18 protein-coding genes are annotated in these 16,767 nt (G+C 68.3%); 9 read left to right on the top strand and 9 right to left on the bottom strand.

The features are described 5' to 3' along the window. Window positions 1–2 precede the first annotated feature (2 nt). Window positions 3–230 carry a hypothetical protein gene (locus K0H49_RS24475; protein ID WP_219218162.1) on the bottom strand — a complete coding sequence of 76 codons (228 nt, stop codon included), beginning with the start codon at window positions 228–230 and terminating at the stop codon, window positions 3–5. Window positions 231–301: 71 nt separating this feature from the next. Between K0H49_RS24475 and K0H49_RS24470 the strand changes: the two genes are divergently transcribed. Then, window positions 302–643 (top strand): DUF6172 family protein, encoded by a 342-nt coding sequence (locus tag K0H49_RS24470; protein ID WP_219218161.1) that lies wholly within the window; start codon window positions 302–304, stop codon window positions 641–643. Here the strand turns inward: K0H49_RS24470 and K0H49_RS24465 are convergent. Then, window positions 640–1,611 (bottom strand): LysR family transcriptional regulator, encoded by a 972-nt coding sequence (locus K0H49_RS24465; protein ID WP_219218159.1) that lies wholly within the window; start codon window positions 1,609–1,611, stop codon window positions 640–642. The two genes, K0H49_RS24470 and K0H49_RS24465, sit on opposite strands and share 4 nt — an antisense overlap. A gap of 89 nt (window positions 1,612–1,700) precedes the next feature. Here K0H49_RS24465 and K0H49_RS24460 point away from each other — a divergent pair, with 89 nt between their 5' ends. The 3 genes from K0H49_RS24460 to rhmD all read left to right on the top strand — a co-directional run bounded on the left by K0H49_RS24460 (window position 1,701) and on the right by rhmD (window position 5,120). After that, window positions 1,701–2,456, top strand: a complete 756-nt coding sequence (locus K0H49_RS24460; RefSeq protein WP_219218157.1) for an SDR family NAD(P)-dependent oxidoreductase — start codon at window positions 1,701–1,703, stop codon at window positions 2,454–2,456. Window positions 2,457–2,591: 135 nt separating this feature from the next. Continuing rightward, on the top strand, window positions 2,592–3,899 hold the full coding sequence (locus tag K0H49_RS24455; protein WP_219218155.1) for an MFS transporter: 1,308 nt from the start codon (window positions 2,592–2,594) through the stop codon (window positions 3,897–3,899). A gap of 33 nt (window positions 3,900–3,932) precedes the next feature. Further along, on the top strand, window positions 3,933–5,120 hold the full coding sequence (rhmD, locus tag K0H49_RS24450; RefSeq protein WP_219218153.1) for an L-rhamnonate dehydratase: 1,188 nt from the start codon (window positions 3,933–3,935) through the stop codon (window positions 5,118–5,120). Window positions 5,121–5,128: 8 nt separating this feature from the next. Here rhmD and serB read toward each other — a convergent pair whose 3' ends face one another. From serB to mfd, 4 genes are read right to left on the bottom strand one after another with little or no spacing between them, the layout of a single operon-like run. Next, entirely contained in the window at window positions 5,129–5,842 is a 714-nt protein-coding gene (gene serB, locus K0H49_RS24445; protein ID WP_219218151.1) for a phosphoserine phosphatase SerB, read from the bottom strand. A gap of 1 nt (window position 5,843) precedes the next feature. Next, window positions 5,844–6,242 (bottom strand): type II toxin-antitoxin system VapC family toxin, encoded by a 399-nt coding sequence (locus K0H49_RS24440; protein WP_183023582.1) that lies wholly within the window; start codon window positions 6,240–6,242, stop codon window positions 5,844–5,846. Further along, a complete protein-coding gene (locus K0H49_RS24435) occupies window positions 6,239–6,496 on the bottom strand; it encodes a hypothetical protein (RefSeq protein ID WP_219218150.1) in 258 nt (85 codons plus the stop codon). The genes K0H49_RS24440 and K0H49_RS24435 overlap by 4 nt, the downstream gene beginning before the upstream one ends. Before the next feature lie 50 nt (window positions 6,497–6,546). Beyond that, entirely contained in the window at window positions 6,547–10,032 is a 3,486-nt protein-coding gene (gene mfd / locus K0H49_RS24430) for a transcription-repair coupling factor (RefSeq protein ID WP_219218149.1), read from the bottom strand. Between the two features lie 124 nt (window positions 10,033–10,156). On the opposite strand from mfd, the gene ispD reads away from it, so the two are divergent. Then, the gene (gene ispD, locus K0H49_RS24425; protein WP_219218148.1) at window positions 10,157–10,882 is read left to right on the top strand and encodes a 2-C-methyl-D-erythritol 4-phosphate cytidylyltransferase; all 726 of its coding nucleotides are present in this window, start codon (window positions 10,157–10,159) and stop codon (window positions 10,880–10,882) included. Then, window positions 10,879–11,379 (top strand): 2-C-methyl-D-erythritol 2,4-cyclodiphosphate synthase, encoded by a 501-nt coding sequence (gene ispF, locus K0H49_RS24420; protein ID WP_219218146.1) that lies wholly within the window; start codon window positions 10,879–10,881, stop codon window positions 11,377–11,379. Before ispD ends, ispF begins: the two co-directional genes overlap by 4 nt. Here the strand turns inward: ispF and K0H49_RS24415 are convergent. After that, window positions 11,376–12,785, bottom strand: coding sequence for a sensor histidine kinase (locus K0H49_RS24415; RefSeq protein WP_219219152.1), 1,410 nt, complete (start codon window positions 12,783–12,785; stop codon window positions 11,376–11,378). The two genes, ispF and K0H49_RS24415, sit on opposite strands and share 4 nt — an antisense overlap. 82 nt (window positions 12,786–12,867) lie before the next feature. Next, window positions 12,868–13,599 (bottom strand): osmolarity response regulator transcription factor OmpR, encoded by a 732-nt coding sequence (ompR, locus tag K0H49_RS24410; RefSeq protein ID WP_183023587.1) that lies wholly within the window; start codon window positions 13,597–13,599, stop codon window positions 12,868–12,870. Between the two features lie 172 nt (window positions 13,600–13,771). Between ompR and K0H49_RS24405 the strand changes: the two genes are divergently transcribed. Beyond that, window positions 13,772–14,119: a hypothetical protein gene (locus tag K0H49_RS24405; protein WP_219218143.1), complete on the top strand. Its 348-nt coding sequence runs from the start codon at window positions 13,772–13,774 to the stop codon at window positions 14,117–14,119. 68 nt (window positions 14,120–14,187) lie between these two features. Beyond that, window positions 14,188–14,877, top strand: a complete 690-nt coding sequence (locus tag K0H49_RS24400) for an SIMPL domain-containing protein (protein ID WP_219218133.1) — start codon at window positions 14,188–14,190, stop codon at window positions 14,875–14,877. A gap of 13 nt (window positions 14,878–14,890) precedes the next feature. On the opposite strand, the gene K0H49_RS24395 is transcribed toward K0H49_RS24400, so the two are convergent. After that, the gene (locus tag K0H49_RS24395) at window positions 14,891–15,661 is read right to left on the bottom strand and encodes a 3-hydroxybutyrate dehydrogenase (protein ID WP_257625110.1); all 771 of its coding nucleotides are present in this window, start codon (window positions 15,659–15,661) and stop codon (window positions 14,891–14,893) included. Between the two features lie 69 nt (window positions 15,662–15,730). Here K0H49_RS24395 and K0H49_RS24390 point away from each other — a divergent pair, with 69 nt between their 5' ends. After that, window positions 15,731–16,684 (top strand): alpha/beta fold hydrolase, encoded by a 954-nt coding sequence (locus K0H49_RS24390; RefSeq protein WP_219218130.1) that lies wholly within the window; start codon window positions 15,731–15,733, stop codon window positions 16,682–16,684. Window positions 16,685–16,767 lie beyond the last annotated feature (83 nt).

The following is a 16,767-nucleotide window of genomic DNA, read 5'->3' as shown; positions in this document are numbered from 1 at the left end:
GTTCAGGGTGAACGGTGGAGGCGGGGGGCGGCCAGCAGGTCGAGGTTGTCCGCCACCGCCGCATCCACGTTGGGATAGCGGCCCTTCATCTTCGACAGCGTCATGATGGTCTGCAGCGCCTTCAGGTCCTTGACCGAAGGCGCGACCTTGATCTGCGCGATGGCCGCCGAAGCGTTGCCGCCGTTGATCAAAGCCATCACCTTGCCTGCCCAGTCGTTCGCGCGCGCCATGTATCTCACCTGCTTTCGTTGAAGGCACCGACTGTACACAGGCGCGCGCGGCCGGCGCGTTACGATCACCCATGAGAAAAACCTTTCAGCTTCAGGTCGAGGGCAAGCACCCCGACCGTCTCCTCGAAGCCATCAAGCACGAGATCCGCAAGTACATCAAGCGCGAACGCCGCCGCGAACTGCCCGAGGGCAGCGACTTCTGGGACTTCGACACCCGCTTCGGCGCGGACAAGGAATCCGCCGAAGTGGTCGAGTTCCCGGCCATCACCGCCCTGATCGACGGTGTGGCGACAGCAGGCGGCAAGCAGTTCTACATCGAGTTGCTGGCCAAGCCGGCCCAGCGGCCGCCGCGGCCAGCAGGGTCCGAGCGCCGCGCTGACAGCGCCGACAACGAAGAGGATCCCGAAGCCTAGGCCCCTCCCGCGGACCCGTCGGCCGGCTGCGCATAGCGGTGCAGGCAGGCGACGAAGTCCGCGGCCGTCTCCGACAGGGCTTCGCCGTTGCGCGTGAGCACGCCGAAGCCCTTCAGGTCCTTGCCGATCGCCACCGGCAGCACGCGCAGCAGCCTCGCATTCACATGGTCGCGCACCACCGATTCCGGCAGCGCGCCGACCGCATCGCTGGTCTGCAGCAGCTGCAGCGTGGCGAACACCGACGCACATTCCACGATGTTGGCCGGCGTACCGAGCCGCACCGCCGCGAACTCGTCCTCGAGCAGCTGGCGCGCCGGGCTGGTCAGCGGCTGCAGTACCCAGGGCCAGGCCATCAGCGCGCCGAAACCGAGCTGGCGCTGGCGCAACAGCGGATGGCCGCGGCGCACGACGATCTGCATCACTTCGTTGGCCAGCGGCACGAAGTCGAAGGCATGGCGCTGGCGCAGCGTGGACAGCCGCCCCACGGCCAGCTCGATGTCGTGGCGCTCGAGCAGCTCGCCGATCTGGTCGCTGGTCTCGCCCAGGATGCGGATGTTCAGCAAGGGCCGGCGCCGCTTGATGTCGGCCACCGCGCGCGCCACCACGTCGGGCGCCGCGCCCATGATCGCGCCCACCACCAGCTGCCCGTGGCCGCCGCGGCGCTTGACCTCCAGCGCCTCGAGAAAGCGCGCCAGCCCGGCCTGCGACTGGCGCGCATAGGCCACCACCTCGTCGCCCAGCGGCGTGGGCCGCAGCCCGCGCGAATGGCGTTCAAACAGCGGGAATTCGAAGGCCTGCTCGATGTCGGCCAGCATCTTGGTGGCCGAGGGTTGGGTCACGCTGATGGTCGAGGCCGCATGGGCGAGCACGGGCGTGTCGGCCAGCGCGGCCAGCAGCGCCCAGTGCTTGAGCCGCAGCCGGTTCACCAGCCGCGGGGCGGTCAGGGGGTTGTCGAGTCGGTATTCCATTTCGGAAATGGTAGCGCTTAAAAATTGATTGGAACGCGATGGGAGGGAGGCCTACAGTGCGGCCATCACAACATGGGAGACACCCAGACATGCGCACCGTTTACCCGAATCGTTTCGAAGGCCGCCGCGCGGTCATCACCGGCGGCGCCGCCGGCATCGGCCTGACCTTCGCCACCCGCTTCGTCGCGGAAGGCGGCAGCGTCAGCCTCTGGGACATCAGCCAGCCGGCCATCGATGCGGCCGTGGCGGCGCTGGGCGCCAAGGCTTCCGGCATCCGGGTCGACGTGGCCGACTGGGCCCAGGTCGAGGCCGCGGCGACGCAGGCGGCCACGGCGCTGGGCGGCATCGACGTGCTGGTCGCGAGCGCCGGCATCACCGGCCCCAACGTGCCGCTGGCCGAGTACCCGGTCGACCAATGGCGCCTGGTGATGGACGTCAACCTCAACGGCCTGTTCCACTGCAACCGCGCCGTGGTGCCGTACATGCTGGCCGGGAAGTACGGGCGCATCGTCAACATCGCCTCGGTCGCGGGCAAGGAAGGCAACCCCAACGCCTCGGCCTACAGCGCCTCCAAGGCCGGCGTCATCGGCCTGACCAAGTCGCTGGGCAAGGAACTGGCGAAGTCGAACATCACGGTCAACGCCGTGACCCCGGCCGCGGTGCGCACCGCCATCTTCGACCAGATGACGCCGCAGCACATCGAATTCATGCTGTCGAAGATCCCGATGGGCCGCTTCGGCGCGGTCGACGAGATCTCCGCCGTGATCGGCTGGCTGGCGAGCGAGGAATGCTCGTTCACCACCGGCAGCGTGTTCGACGCCTCGGGCGGCCGCGCGACCTACTGACGACGCGACGGCGCGGCCGCGGGTCGCGTCGTTTCTCGTTCCTCTTTCAAGAAAACCTCGTCCTTTCACAGGGCGCCTGCGTTGCCGTGGGCGCTCGGGCACCGGCACGCCGAAGACCCACCACAGGAGACAAACATGAGCTTTCCCACCGCGGCGCAGACCGCCCTCGACAGCGTGGTCGCCAAGGCGATCCGGCGCCTGGTGCCCTTTCTTCTGCTGATGTACGTGCTGGCCTTCCTGGACCGCGCCAACGTCGGTTTCGCGAAGAAGGCCTTCCAGCTCGACACCGGCCTGTCCGACGCGATGTTCGCCTTCGGCGCCGGCATCTTCTTCATCGGCTATGCGCTGTTCGAGGTGCCGAGCAACCTGATCATGCATCGCGTGGGTGCCCGCGTCTGGATGTGCAGGATCATGGTGACCTGGGGCCTGGTCTCGGCCGGCCTGATGTTCGCGCACACCGAGATGCTGTTCTACACGCTGCGCTTCCTGCTGGGCGTGGCCGAGGCCGGCTTCTTCCCGGGCGTCATCTACTTCCTCACGCAGTGGTTCCCGTCGTCCTCGCGCACCCGGGTGCTGGGCATGTTCTATTTCGGCGCGCCGCTGGCCTTCATCTTCGGCAGCCCGCTGTCGGGCCTGCTGCTCGAACTCGACGGCGCGTGGGGTCTCAAGGGCTGGGAATGGCTGTTCCTGGTCGAGGGCGTGATGGCCTCGATCGTCGGCGTCTGGGCCTACTGGTACCTCGACGACAAGCCGGCCGACGCGAAGTGGCTGTCGGCGCCCGAGCGCCAAGTGCTGATGGACGCGATCGACGCCGAAGAGCAGCACAAGAGCGCGCACGGCCCGGGCACGGTGTGGAAGGCGCTGACCAACGGCCGCGTGCTGTTCCTGTCGGTGATCTATTTCCTGATCCAGGTCAGCGTGTACGGCGTGGTGTTCTACCTGCCCACGCAGGTCGCGGCGCTGCTGGGCAAGAAGGTCGGGCTCGAGGTGGGCTTCGTCACCGCGATCCCCTGGGTCTGCGCGCTGGCCGCGGCCTGGTTCATCCCGCGCCTGGCCGAGCGCAGCGGCAAACATGCGCTGATCGCGCTCGTGACGCTGGCCGTCTCGGGCATCGGCATCGCGGTGTCGGTCAACGCGGCCTCGCCGGTGCTGGCGCTGTTCGCGCTGTGCTTCGCGGCCGCGGGCTTCATCGCGGTGCAGCCGCTGTTCTGGAGCTTCCCCACCGCCTACCTGGGCGGCGCGGCCGCGGCCGGCGGCATCGCGCTGATCAATTCGCTGGGCGCGCTGGGTGGCTTCGTGGCGCCCAACGTCAAGACCTGGGCCGAGCAGGCCTTCGCCTCGCCCAGCGCCGGGCTCAACCTGCTGGCCTTCACCACGCTGATCGGCGCGCTGCTCTTCCTGATGCTGCGCTCGCCGACCGCCGGGCTGCGCACGCAGCACTGACCCCTCTCACTCCCGTACACAAGGAATCCCGCCATGAGCATGCCCACCATCCGTCACGTCCGCGCCTTCACCGTGCGCGGCGGCGGCGCCGACTACCACGACCAGGGCGCCGACCACTGGATCGACGACCACATCGCCACGCCGATGAGCAAGTACCCCGCCTACCGCCAGAGCCGCCAGAGCTTCGGCCTCAACGTACTGGGCACGCTGGTGGTCGAGATCGAGGCCAGCGACGGCACGGTGGGCTTCTCGGTCACGACCGGCGGCGACCTGGGCTGCTGGATCGTCGAGAAGCACCTGGCGCGCTTCCTCGAAGGTTCGCCCGTGACCGACATCGAGCGCATGTGGGACCAGATGTACAACGCGACGCTGTTCTACGGCCGCAAGGGCATCGTGATCAACACCATCTCGGGCGTCGACCTTGCGCTGTGGGACCTGCTGGCCAAGGTGCGCAAGGAGCCGGTGCATGCGCTGCTGGGCGGCCCGGTGCGCGACGAGCTGACTTTCTATGCGACCGGCGCGCGGCCCGACCTGGCCAAGCAGATGGGCTTCATCGGCGGCAAGATGCCACTGCACCACGGGCCGGCCGAGCGCGAGGAGGGCTTGAAGAAGAACCTCGACATGCTCGGCGACATGCGCGCCAAGGTCGGCGACGACTTCTGGCTGATGCTCGACTGCTGGATGAGCCTGGACCTGGAATACGCCACGCGCCTGGCCACGGCCGCGCGCAACGAGCACGGCCTGAAATGGATCGAGGAGGCGCTGCCGCCCGACGACTACTGGGGCTATGCCGAACTGCGCCGCAACGTGCCGCGCGGCCTGATGGTCACGACCGGCGAGCACGAGGCCACGCGCTGGGGCTTCCGGCTGCTGCTCGAGATGCAGTGCTGCGACATCATCCAGCCCGACGTCGGCTGGTGCGGCGGCATCACCGAGCTGCTCAAGATCTCGAGCCTGGCCGATGCGCACGGCAAGCTGGTGGTGCCGCACGGCTCATCGGTCTACAGCTACCACTTCGTGATCACGCGGCACAACAGCCCCTTTGCCGAGTTCCTGATGATGGCGCCGCAGGCCGACCAGGTGGTGCCGATGTTCCATCCGCAGCTGCTCGACGAGCCGGTGCCGGTCAATGGCCGCATGAAGGCCTCGGCGCTGGACAAGCCGGGTTTCGGCGTACGCCTCAACCCGGATGTGGCGCTGCACCGCCCCTATCCGCGCTAGGCTGCCGCTCAGCGCAGCACTTCGAGCAGGCGGTCCAGGCCGCCTTCGTTGATCGCGACCATGGCCTGCTCGCGCACCTTGGGCTTGGCGTGGAAGGCCACCGACAGGCCGGCCTCGCCCATCATCGGCAGGTCGTTGGCACCGTCGCCCACGGCGATGCACTGCTGCGGCGTGATGCCCATCAGCGAGGCGACCTCCAGCAGCGTGCGGCGCTTCTCGGCGCCGTCGCAGATGTCGCCCCAGCTCTGCGTCACGACCTCGCCCGTGAGGTGGCCGTCGGCCTCGGCCAGCAGGTTGGAGCGAGCGAAGTCGATGCCCAGCCGCTCCTTCACCCGGTTGGCGAAGAAGGTGAAACCGCCCGAAACCAGCAGCACCTTGAGGCCCGCGGTCTTGCACGCGCCCACGAGCTCCGCCGCCCCGGGATTGAGCCGCAGTCGTTCGTCGTAGACCTGCTGCAGCGCCGTGACCGGCACGCCCCGCAGCAGCGCCACGCGGCGGCGCAGGCTTTCCTTGAAGTCCTTGATCTCGCCGCGCATGGTGGCTTCGGTGATCGCCGCCACCTCGGCCTTCTTGCCGACCGCGTCGGCGATCTCGTCGATGCATTCGATGTTGATCAGCGTCGAGTCCATGTCGAAGGCGATCAGTCGGAAGTCGGCCAGCTTCAGCGTCGATGGGACGCGCTGGAGGACGAGGCCGGGGGAGGGGGATTGAGCAAGGGTCATGTCAGTCGTGCCAGTTCTCGACACGAAGATGGGGTATGCGAGAGAACTCGCGAACGTTGCGGGTGACGACGGTCAGGTCGTGAGCGAGTGCGACACCCGCCACCTGAAGGTCGTAGGGGCCGATCGGCGTGCCTTGCGCCTGCAGATGCGCGCGCACCGCGCCGGCATGGCGGGCCGCTGCCCGATCGAAATCCAGCACGGTGAATCGGCTGCAGATGCCGGCCACGTAGCGATCCATCGGGGCCCGGTTGGCGGATTTGGCCATACCGAATTCCAGCTCGAACAGGTTGACGGCGCTCAGTGCGATGTCCGTTTCAGCGTGCTGGCTCAGGCGTTCCAGGCAGCGGCCGGCGCGCTTGTAGACGTAGATCAGCGTGTCGGTGTCGAGCAGGTATTTCAAAACGCCTCTCTTGGCGCATCGGTGCCGAGATCACCGTGGCGGTTGTCGAGCAGTTCGTCCCAGCCATCGTCGAGGCCCGCGGCGCGCAGTCGATCGATCTCGGCGAAGAATTCGCTCCAGCTTTGCTTTGGCTTTTGCTTCTCGGCTTCGGCGAACTGGGCGAACCACTTGCTCAGCGACATCTGCGAACGCGAGGCTGCCGCCTTGGCAGCCGCCAGCGTGTCTTCTTCCAGATAAATGGTGACTTGAGACACAGCGACCTCCGTCTGAAAAAATTACATCGCCAATTATAAGTGCAGCGCACTTATATGACCGATGCAGCACTCTCCCTGACGATCGGCTGCCCCAGGCTGCGCAGCACGTCGCGCACCATCTGGGCCCGGTCCTTGGGTTCCTTGAGCTCGCGCTCGATGCGCAGCTTGTCGTTGCCGGCCAGCTTGATGTGCTTGTTCTTCTGGATCAGGTGGATGATCGCCATCGAATCGATGGGCGGGTCCTTCTTGAAGCTGATGTGGATCACGCCGGGCGCGGCATCGACCTTGACCACGCCGTAGGGCCGCGCGAGCACGCGCAGCCGGTGGGTGTCGATCAGCGTCTGCGCCTGCGGCGGCAGCTTGCCGAAACGGTCGACGATCTCTTCGAGCAACGTATCGATCTGGTCGGGCGTCTTCGCGGTCGCGAGCTTCTTGTAGAAGGACAGCCGCAGGTGCACGTCGCCGCAGTAGTCGTCGGGCAGCAGCGCGGGCGCATGCAGGTTGATCTCGGTCGTGACGTGCAGCGGCGACAGCAGGTCGGGCTCCTCGCCGGCCTTGAGCGCGCGCACCGCCTCGCTGAGCATCTCGTTGTAGAGCTGGAAGCCGATCTCCATCATGTTGCCGCTCTGGCTCTCGCCCAGCACCTCGCCGGTGCCGCGGATCTCCAGGTCGTGCATCGCGAGGTAGAAGCCCGAGCCCAGTTCCTCCATCTGCTGGATCGCATCGAGCCGCTGCGAGGCCTGCTTGGTCAGTCCCTCGATGTCCGGCACCATCAGGTAGGCATAGGCCTGGTGGTGCGAGCGGCCCACGCGGCCGCGCAGCTGGTGCAGCTGCGCCAGGCCGAACTTGTCGGCGCGGCTCATCACGATGGTGTTGGCGGTCGGCACGTCGATGCCGGTCTCGATGATGGTCGAGCACAGCAGGATGTTGTAGCGCTGCGCCACGAAGTCGCGCATCACGCGCTCGAGCTCGCGCTCGGGCATCTGGCCGTGGGCCACGGCGATGCGGGCCTCGGGCAGGATCTCCTCAAGCTTCTGGCGCCGGTTCTCGATGGTCTCGACCTCGTTGTGCAGGAAGTAGACCTGGCCGCCGCGCTTCAGTTCGCGCAGCACGGCCTCGCGGATCACGCCGTTGCCTTCGGTGCGCACGAAGGTCTTGATCGCCAGCCGGCGCTGCGGCGCGGTCGCGATCACGCTCAGGTCGCGCAGGCCCTCGAGCGCCATGCCCAGCGTGCGCGGGATCGGCGTGGCGGTGAGCGTGAGCACGTCGACCTCGGCGCGCATGGCCTTCATCGCCTCCTTGTGGCGCACGCCGAAACGGTGCTCCTCGTCGATGATCAGCAGGCCCAGGTTCTTGAACTTGACCGATTCGCTGAGCAGCTTGTGGGTGCCGACCACGATGTCGACGCTGCCGTCGGCCAGGCCCTTGGCCGCGGTGCCGATCTCCTTGGCCGAGCGGAAGCGGCTCATCTCCGCCACCTTCACCGGCCACTTGCTGAAGCGGTCGACCAGCGTCTGGAAATGCTGTTCGGCCAGCAGCGTGGTGGGCGCGAGGAAGGCCACCTGCTTGCCACCGGTGATGGCGATGAAGGCGGCGCGCAGCGCGACCTCGGTCTTGCCGAAGCCCACGTCGCCGCAGACCAGGCGGTCCATCGGCTGCGGCGAGATCATGTCCTGGATCACGGCATGGATCGCGGCCTTCTGGTCGGCTGTCTCGTCGAAGCCGAAGTCGTTGGCGAAGACCTCGTAGTCGGCGGCCGAGTAGCGGAAGGCATGGCCCTGGCGCGCCGCGCGGCGCGCATAGATGTTGAGCAGTTCGGCGGCCGAGTCGCGCACCTGTTCGGCGGCCTTGCGCTTGGCCTTTTCCCACTGGCCCGAGCCCAGCTTGTGCAGCGGCGCCTCGTCGGCGCTGACGCCGGTGTAGCGGCTGATCTGGTGCAACTGGCTCACCGGCACGTAGAGCGTGGCCTTGTCGGCGTACTCCAGGTGCAGCATCTCCTGCAGCAGCGGCTGGCCTTCGGCGTCCTTGCCCTGGCCCAGGTCCATGTTGATCAGGCCGCGGTAGCGGCCGATGCCGTGCGCGGTGTGGACCACCGGGTCGCCCACCTTGAGCTCGGACAGGTCCTTGATCAGCGCCTCGACGTCGCTGACCTGCTCCTGGCGCTTGTTGCGCCGGCGCGTGGTCGGCGCGGCGGCGAACAGCTCGGTCTCGGTGACGAAGTCGATGCCGCGCTCGCGCCAGGCGAAACCCGAGACCAGCGCCGCGGTGGCGATACCGATCTTCTCCGCGCCATCGGCCTCGAATTCGGCCAGCGACTCGAAGGCGGGCGGGCTCACGCCGCTGGCGCGCAGGAAGTCGAGCAGGCTCTCGCGCCGGCCGTCGCTCTCGGCGATCAGCAGCAGCCGGCTGGGCGTGGCGCGGATGTAGTCCTTGAGCCGGGTCAGCGGGTCCTCGGCGCCGCGCACCACCGCGAAAGGCGGCAGCACGTCGAACTCGGCATAGGGCGCCTCGGTGGCCGAACCACGAATGGCCAACTGCGCATGCGGCTTGGCGCGCGCATAGAACTGCTCGGCGTTGAGGAACAGCGCATCGGGCGGCAGCGCGGGCCGCTCGGGGTCGCCGCGCACCAGCCGGTAGCGCTCGGCCGCGTCCTGCCAGAAGTGCTGGAAGGCCGGCTCGAGTTCGCCGTGCAGCACCACCGTGGCCTCGCCGCCGAGGTAGTCGAACACCGTCGCCGTTTCCTCGAAGAACAGCGGCAAGTAGTACTCGATGCCGGCGGTCGCGACGCCGTTGCCCATGTCCTTGTAGATCCGGCTCTTGGTCGGGTCGCCCTCGAGCAGTTCGCGCCAGCGGCTGCGAAAGCGCGCGCGCGCGTCGTCGTCCATCGGGAACTCGCGGCCCGGCAGCAGCCGCACCTCGGGCACCGGGTACAGGCTGCGCTGGGTGTCGGGGTCGAAGGTGCGAATCGAGTCGATCTCGTCATCGAACAGGTCGACCCGGAAGGGCACCAGCGAGCCCATCGGGAACAGGTCGATCAGCCCGCCGCGCACCGCGTACTCGCCCGGGCTCACCACCTGCGTCACATGGCTGTAGCCGGCCAGCGTGAGCTGGGCCTTGAGTTTCGATTCCTGCAGCTTCTGCCGGGTCTTGAAGTGGAAGGTGTAGCCCGCCAGGAAGGCCGGCGGCGCCAGCCGGTAGAGCGCGGTGGTGGCCGGCACCAGGATGACGTCGGCCTCCTTCTGGCTGATGCGCCACAGCGTGGCCAGCCGCTCGCTGATCAGGTCCTGGTGGGGCGAGAAGCTGTCGTAGGGCAGCGTCTCCCAGTCCGGGAACAGTGCGCAGCGCAGGCCGGGCGCGAAGAACACCATCTCGTCGATGAGGCGCTGCGCGTCGTTGGCATCGGCGGTGAAGATCGCGGTCGCACGGCCGGCCTTCTTCTCGCGCTCGGCCAGTTCGGCCAGCAGCAGCGCGTCGGCCGACAGCGGGGGGCGCGGCAGCGTGAATCGCTTGCCGGCGGTGAGAACGGGAAGGTCCATGAAGTGCTTCGGAAAATGCAGAACACCCCGCGCCGATGGGCGAGGGGTGTGAGACGGTCGATTCTAGAATGGCGGCCTCTTTGCTGCTGGGCGCTTCTCCAAACGTCCCTGCGTCCTGCTCTCCATGACCGTTCCCCGCACTCCTCGTCTCCACGTCCTCATTCCCTGCGCCGGCTCGGGCAGCCGCGCCGGCGGCGACGGCCCCAAGCAGTACCGGCGCATCGCCGGCCGGCCGATGGTGGCGCACACCCTGGCCGCCTTCCGCGCCCTGGCCGGCCGCTTCGCGACGCTGGCGCTGGTGGTCGCGGCCGACGACGCCGAGGTGGCCGCGCAACTGCCCGGCTTCCCGGCCGACGGCGAACAGCTGCTGCGCGTCGGCGGCCCGACCCGCGCCGCGACCGTGCAGGCCGGCCTGCGGGCGCTGTGCCAGGCCGGTGCCGGCCTGCAGGACTGGGTGCTGGTGCACGATGCGGCGCGCTGCCTGATCACGCCGGCGCAGATCGAGGCCCTGATCGCCGCCTGCGAGCCCGACCCGGTCGGCGGCCTGTTGGCGCACCCGCTGGCAGACACGCTCAAGATCGCCTCGGCCGAAGGCCGCGTCACCGACACCCTGGCACGCAGCGACAAGTGGCTCGCCCAGACGCCGCAGATGTTCCGCATCGGGCTCCTGCTCGACGCGCTGGACATGAGCGGCGAAGCCGTCACCGACGAGGCCGGCGCGGTCGAGGCGCTGGGCCTGGAGCCCCTGCTGGTGGCCGCCAGCGCCCAGAATTTCAAAGTCACCTACGCCGAGGATTTCGCACTGGCCGAAGCCGTGCTGCTCGCGCGCCGCAACCCGGGAACCCCATGAGCACCGCCGCCAAACCCTCTTTCGACATCCGCGTGGGCGAGGGCTGGGACGTCCACCAGCTCGTGGCCGGCCGCAAGCTGATCCTGGGCGGCATCGAGGTGCCGCACAGCACCGGCCTGCTGGGCCATTCGGATGCCGACGTGCTGCTGCACGCGATCACCGACGCGCTGCTGGGCGCGGCCGGCCTGGGCGACATCGGCCGTCATTTCCCCGACACCGACGCGCAGTTCCGCGGTGCCGATTCGGCGGTGCTGCTCGCCGAAGCCGCGCACCGCGTGCGAGCCGCGGGCTGGCAGATCGGCAACGTCGACAGCACGGTGATCGCGCAGGCGCCCAAGCTGGCGCCGCACATCCCGGCCATGTGCGAGCGCATCGCGCAGACGCTAGGGCTGGCGGTGGAGCAGGTCAACGTGAAGGCCAAGACGGCCGAGAAGCTGGGCCCGGTGGGCGAGGGCAGGGCGATGGAAGCGCGCGCCATCGCGCTGCTCCATCGCTAGGCCTTCTTGCCGATCGTTCCGGCCGACTTGCTGGGCATCGCGCGCGGCATCCGGATGTGGGCCGCGAAGCCGCGCCCCGGCGTGCTGGTGAGCGCGAAGGTGCCGCCCATGCGCTCGATGTTCTTGGCCACGATCGACAGGCCCAGTCCGGCGCCGGCCGCCGAGGTGCGGGCGGTGTCGCCCCGGAAGAAGGGCTTGGTCAGCTGCGACAGGATGGCCGGCGCCACGCCGGCCCCGTGGTCGCGCACCTTGATCAGCACCGCCTCGTCGTGCGCCTGCGCCTGGATCGTCACGTCGGCCACGCCGGTGGCGGGCGTGCGGCCGTAACGGCGCGCGTTCTCCACCAGGTTGGAGATCACGCGCTGCAGCTCGACCTCGTCGGCCATCACGCGCAGGTCGGCCGGCACGTCGACCTTGATCTGCATGTCGTCATGGTCCTGGACCGCATAGGTGCAGGCGTCGATCACGTCGCGCAGCAGCACCGGCCGGAAATCGACATGGTCGGGCCGCGCGTAGTCGAGGAACTTGTCGATGATCGCGTCGAGCTGCGCGATGTCGGCCGCCATGTGTTCGCGCGCGTCCTCGTCGGCCACGCTCATTTCGGTTTCCAGCCGCAGCCGCGCGAGCGGCGTGCGCAGGTCGTGCGAGATGCCGGCCAGCATGATGGCGCGGTCCTGCTCGATCTTTGCCAGCTGGTCCGCCATGCGGTTGAAGCCGATGTTGACCGCGCGGATCTCGTTGGTGCGCGCGCGCTCGTCGAGCCGGTGTGCCTCGTACTCGCCCTCGCGCACCTGCAGCGTGGCGCGCGACAGCTGCTTGAGCGGGCGGTTGATGAAGCGCGTGATCAGCGCCGCGCCGGCCAGCGAGAGCGTGATCGCGGTGATCAGCCAGACCAGCCAGGTGCGGCCACCCACGCGGCTGAAGCGCGTCGGGTCGAGCAGCAGCCAGTAGGTGTCGCTCTCGATCGTGAAACCGATCCACAGGCCGGGCTCGTCGTTGACGCGGCTGGCCACGGTAGTCCCTTCACCGAGCTGGTCGATCAGCTCCTCGGTCACGCGCTGGTCGAGCGTGCCACTGGTGTAGGGCTCGAAGCGGTCGTTGGGCTCGCGCGGCAGGATGCGCACGCCTTCCTGGTCGGCCAGGGTCTTGATCAGCGAGACGCGGGTGATGGCGTCGGAATAGACCAGCGCCGCGCGCGTGAGATTCACCAACGAGGCGATCTGGTGGGCGGTCTGGATGGCGCGCGGCTCGTACTCGAGCGCGCGAAAGGACTGGAGCCAGGCGAAGGTGCAGCCGAACAGCAGCAACGCCAGCAGGAAGAAGGTGCGCCAGAACAGGCTCAGGCCGAGCTTGATCCCCAGATGCCGCCGCTGTGCATGCGCCAGGCCCTCGAGCGGGCTGGGCATCGTGACCTGCGGCCCGTCGTCGGAAAGCGGCGTCGGTTGGGTGGTGTTCGGGCCCGTGGCCTCCGGATACATCAGCCGTGCTTCAGGTCGTACCGTCCGGAACGAACACGTAGCCCACACCCCACACCGTCTGGATGTACCGCGGCGCCGCGGCGTCCGACTCGACCAGCTTGCGCAGCCGCGAGATCTGCACGTCGAGGCTGCGGTCGAAGGGTTCGAATTCGCGACCGCGCGCCAGCTGGGCGAGCTTTTCGCGCGACAGCGGCTGGCGCGGATGGCGCACCAGCGCCTTGAGCATCGCGAACTCGCCGGTGGTCAGCGACAGTTCTTCGCCGTCCTTCTTGAGCGTGCGCGAGCCGAGGTCGAAGCTGAACGGGCCGAAATTGACGGTCTCGTTGTCGGTCGAGGGCGCGCCGGGCGCTTCGAGCGGCGGACGGCGGCGCAGCACCGCGTGCACGCGGGCCAGCAGCTCGCGCGGATTGAAGGGCTTGCCCAGGTAGTCGTCGGCACCGACTTCGAGGCCGACGATCCGGTCCACGTCCTCGCCCTTGGCGGTCAGCATGATGATGGGCGTGCGGTCGTTGGCGGCGCGCAGGCGGCGGCAGACCGACAGGCCGTCTTCGCCGGGCATCATCAGGTCGAGCACGATCAGGTCGACCGTGTCGCGCAGAAGAATGCGATTGAGGGCCTTGCCGTCCTCCGCGACGATCACCTCGAAACCCTCCTGGGTCAGGTAGCGGCGGAGCAAGTCGCGGATGCGGGCATCGTCGTCGACGATCACGACCTTGTCGGTACGGGCAGGAGTCTGATTCATTTCTACAACGGTGATTTGTAACAGTAGCGATTCTGATGCCGTTAGCTGCCCATACGGACGCTTTATGTGCTTGTCTGACACTAAGTTACACAACTTGCCTACACTCGCCTTGCAGGCCCGGCGCGGGCAAATCTTAGTGGCAAAGTGGGGGCTTCCCCGCTCCATGCCACCCATGAGATCCATTGTCCATCTGCTGCCGCTCGTGTTGATCGCCTCGGCCTCTTCCGCCTCGTGGGCGGTGCCCGACGGCATCCAGCAGATCGGTGGCGCCACCCGGTCCGAGATGCGCAAGGCGGTCGAGATCCACCGGGCCTCGCAACGCGAGGAGGTGCAGCGGGAGGAGGCCGCCGCCGGCCGTCGGCTCACGCCCTCGGAGCTCGCCGAACTGCGCAGCCAGGTCAGGCAGCAATGGACGCCGCGCTACGATGCACCCAGGGCCGTCGAGCCGGTGGTCTCGGACTCGTCCGTGCCGTCGACGTCCCAGCGCCAGCTCACGCTGCCGCGCAGTCAGCGGCCCTGAGCCGACGCCCCGGTGCCCGGGGCCGTCTCTGTCTTCCAATTCAAATCCAAGGGGAATTCTTGAACGCAATGAAATCGATCGTCGCGCTGGCCGTGTTGGGTTGTGCCGCCATGGCCGCAACCGCCGAAACGGCGCCGCCCCAGAACGTGCTTCAGCTGTCCGCCAGCGGCACTGTGGAAGTGCAGCAGGACCTGCTGAGCATGACCCTGAGCACCTCGCGTGACGCGGCCGATGCCGCCACGGTGCAGAACCAGCTCAAGGCTGCGCTGGACGCCGCCCTGACCGAGGCCCGCAAGAGCGCGCAGCCCGGCCAGCTCGACGTGCGCACCGGCAACTTCAGCCTGTCGCCGCGCTACACCCGCGAAGGCAAGATCAACGGCTGGCAGGGTTCGACCGAACTTGTGCTCGAAGGCCGCGACTTCCCGCGCATCACTCAGACGGCCGGCAAGATCAGCACGCTGACCGTCGGCAGCGTCGGCTTCGGCCTGAGCCGCGAGCAGCGTGCCAAGGTCGAGACCGAGGCCCAGTCCATCGCCATCGAGAACTTCAAGCAGAAGGCCACCGAGCTGGCCCAGGGCTTCGGTTTCTCGGGCTACACGCTGCGCGAAGTGTCGGTCAACGCCAACGAAGGCGGCCCGATCCGTCCGCGCATGATGGCCATGCAGGCCAAGGCCATGTCTTCCGATGCACCGGTGCCGATCGAGGCCGGCAAGACCTCGGTCGTGGTGAGCGTCTCGGGCGCAGTGCAGCTCAAGTAGATCGAAGGACGGGCTACTGCGCCGTCCAGCCGCCGTCCATCTGCCAGGCCACGCCGCGCACCTGGTCGGCGGCCGGCGAGCACAGGAAGACGGCCAGGCCGCCCAGCTGCTCCACCGTGGTGAACTGCAGCGAGGGCTGCTTTTCGCCCAGCAGTTCGGCCTGCGCCTGCGACAGCGGGATGCCTTCACGGGCGGCGCGGTCGTCGATCTGCTTCTGCACCAGCGGCGTCAGCACCCAACCGGGGCAGATCGCGTTGCTGGTGACGCCGGTGGTCGCGAGCTCGAGGGCCGCGGCCTTGGTGAAGCCCACGATCCCATGCTTGGCGGCCACATAGGCCGACTTCTGCGCCGAGGCCACCAGGCCGTGCGCGGAGGCGATGTTGACGATGCGGCCCCAGTTGGCTTCGCGCATCGCCGGGATCGCCAGCCGCGTGGTGTGGAAGGCGCTGCTCAGGTTGATGGCCATGATCGCGTCCCAGCGCTCGACCGGGAAGTCCTCGATCTTCGCGACATGCTGGATGCCGGCGTTGTTGACCAGGATGTCGACGCGGCCGAAGCGCTGGGCGGCGAAGGCCATCATGGCTTCGATCTGCGCCGGCTGGCTCATGTCGGCGTCGTGATAAGCCACTTCCACGCCAAGCGCGGCGATCTGCTGCTGCGGGGCTTCGGCGTCGCCGAAACCGTTCAGCACGATGTTCGCGCCTTGCTGTGCCAGCGCCTTGGCGATGGCCAGCCCGATGCCACTGGTGGACCCCGTCACAAGGGCGGTCTTGCCTTTGAGCATGATGATCAATCTCCGGATGAATTAGGATGCAACGAGCCGATTATCCGACCCCGAATTCGCCCCCCGCTCATGACTGAACCGACCCTGTCTTTTGTGCCATGCGCCGACGCGCAAGGCGGTCACCGCATGGCGTACTGGCAATGGGGCGACGCCAACAGCCCGCAGGTGGTGTTGTGCGTGCACGGCCTGTCGCGCCAGGGCCGCGATTTCGATGCGCTCGCGCAGGCGATCGTGGCGCGCGCCGGAGGCCATGTGCGCGTGGTCTGCCCCGACGTGGTCGGCCGCGGCCGGAGCGACTGGCTGCGCGACCCCAACGGCTACCAGGTGCCGCTCTACGCGGCGGACATGGTCGCGCTGCTGATGCAGTTGCACGGCCATGCGCCGATCGAGCGCTTCGACTATGTCGGCACCAGCATGGGCGGCCTGATCGGCCTGATCCTGGCCGGCCACCACGAATTGCCGCTGCCCGTGCCGGTGCACCGGCTGGTGCTGAACGACGTCGGCCCGGCGATCGATGCCGGGGCGCTGCAGCGCATCGGTCTCTATCTGGGCAAGGTGGGGCGCTTCGCGTCCCTGCAGGAAGCGTCCGATGCGATGTGGGCGATTTCGCAGACCTTCGGTCCGCACACGCCCGCACAGTGGCTGGCCTTGTCGCAGCACATGGTCGCGCCCGCGGCGCAGCGCACGGCCGACGGCGCGGCCAAACTGTCGGTGGACGCGCCGGCCGACGGCCCGCTCGTGCTGCACTACGACCCGGCCATCGCCGTGCCTTTCCGCGCCATCACGGCCGAGATCGCGGCGCAGGGCGAGGCGGTGATGTGGTCGCTCTACGATGCCATCACGGCACCGACGCTGCTCACGCGTGGCGCGCAGTCCGATCTGCTGTCGCCCGACACGGCGCACGCCATGACCCAGCGCGGCCCGCGCGCGCAGCGGGTGGAATTCGAGGGCGTGGGCCACGCGCCGACCTTCGTCGCGCCGGCGCAGAGCGCGGCCGTCACTTCTTTCCTGTTCGACACGTGAAGCGCGATCCTTCCAGCACACCCACCCGCGCGGGCGCAGAGTCCGCGGTGGTCGACTACCCCTTGTCGGCCGCCACCGCCGAG

Origin of the sequence: Variovorax boronicumulans, from assembly GCF_019352895.1 — a bacterium.
Classification (GTDB): Bacteria; Pseudomonadota; Gammaproteobacteria; order Burkholderiales; family Burkholderiaceae_C; genus Variovorax; species Variovorax boronicumulans_A.
The sequence above is the reverse complement of the archived record's forward strand: the minus strand, read 5'-3'. Positions and strand labels throughout refer to the sequence as shown.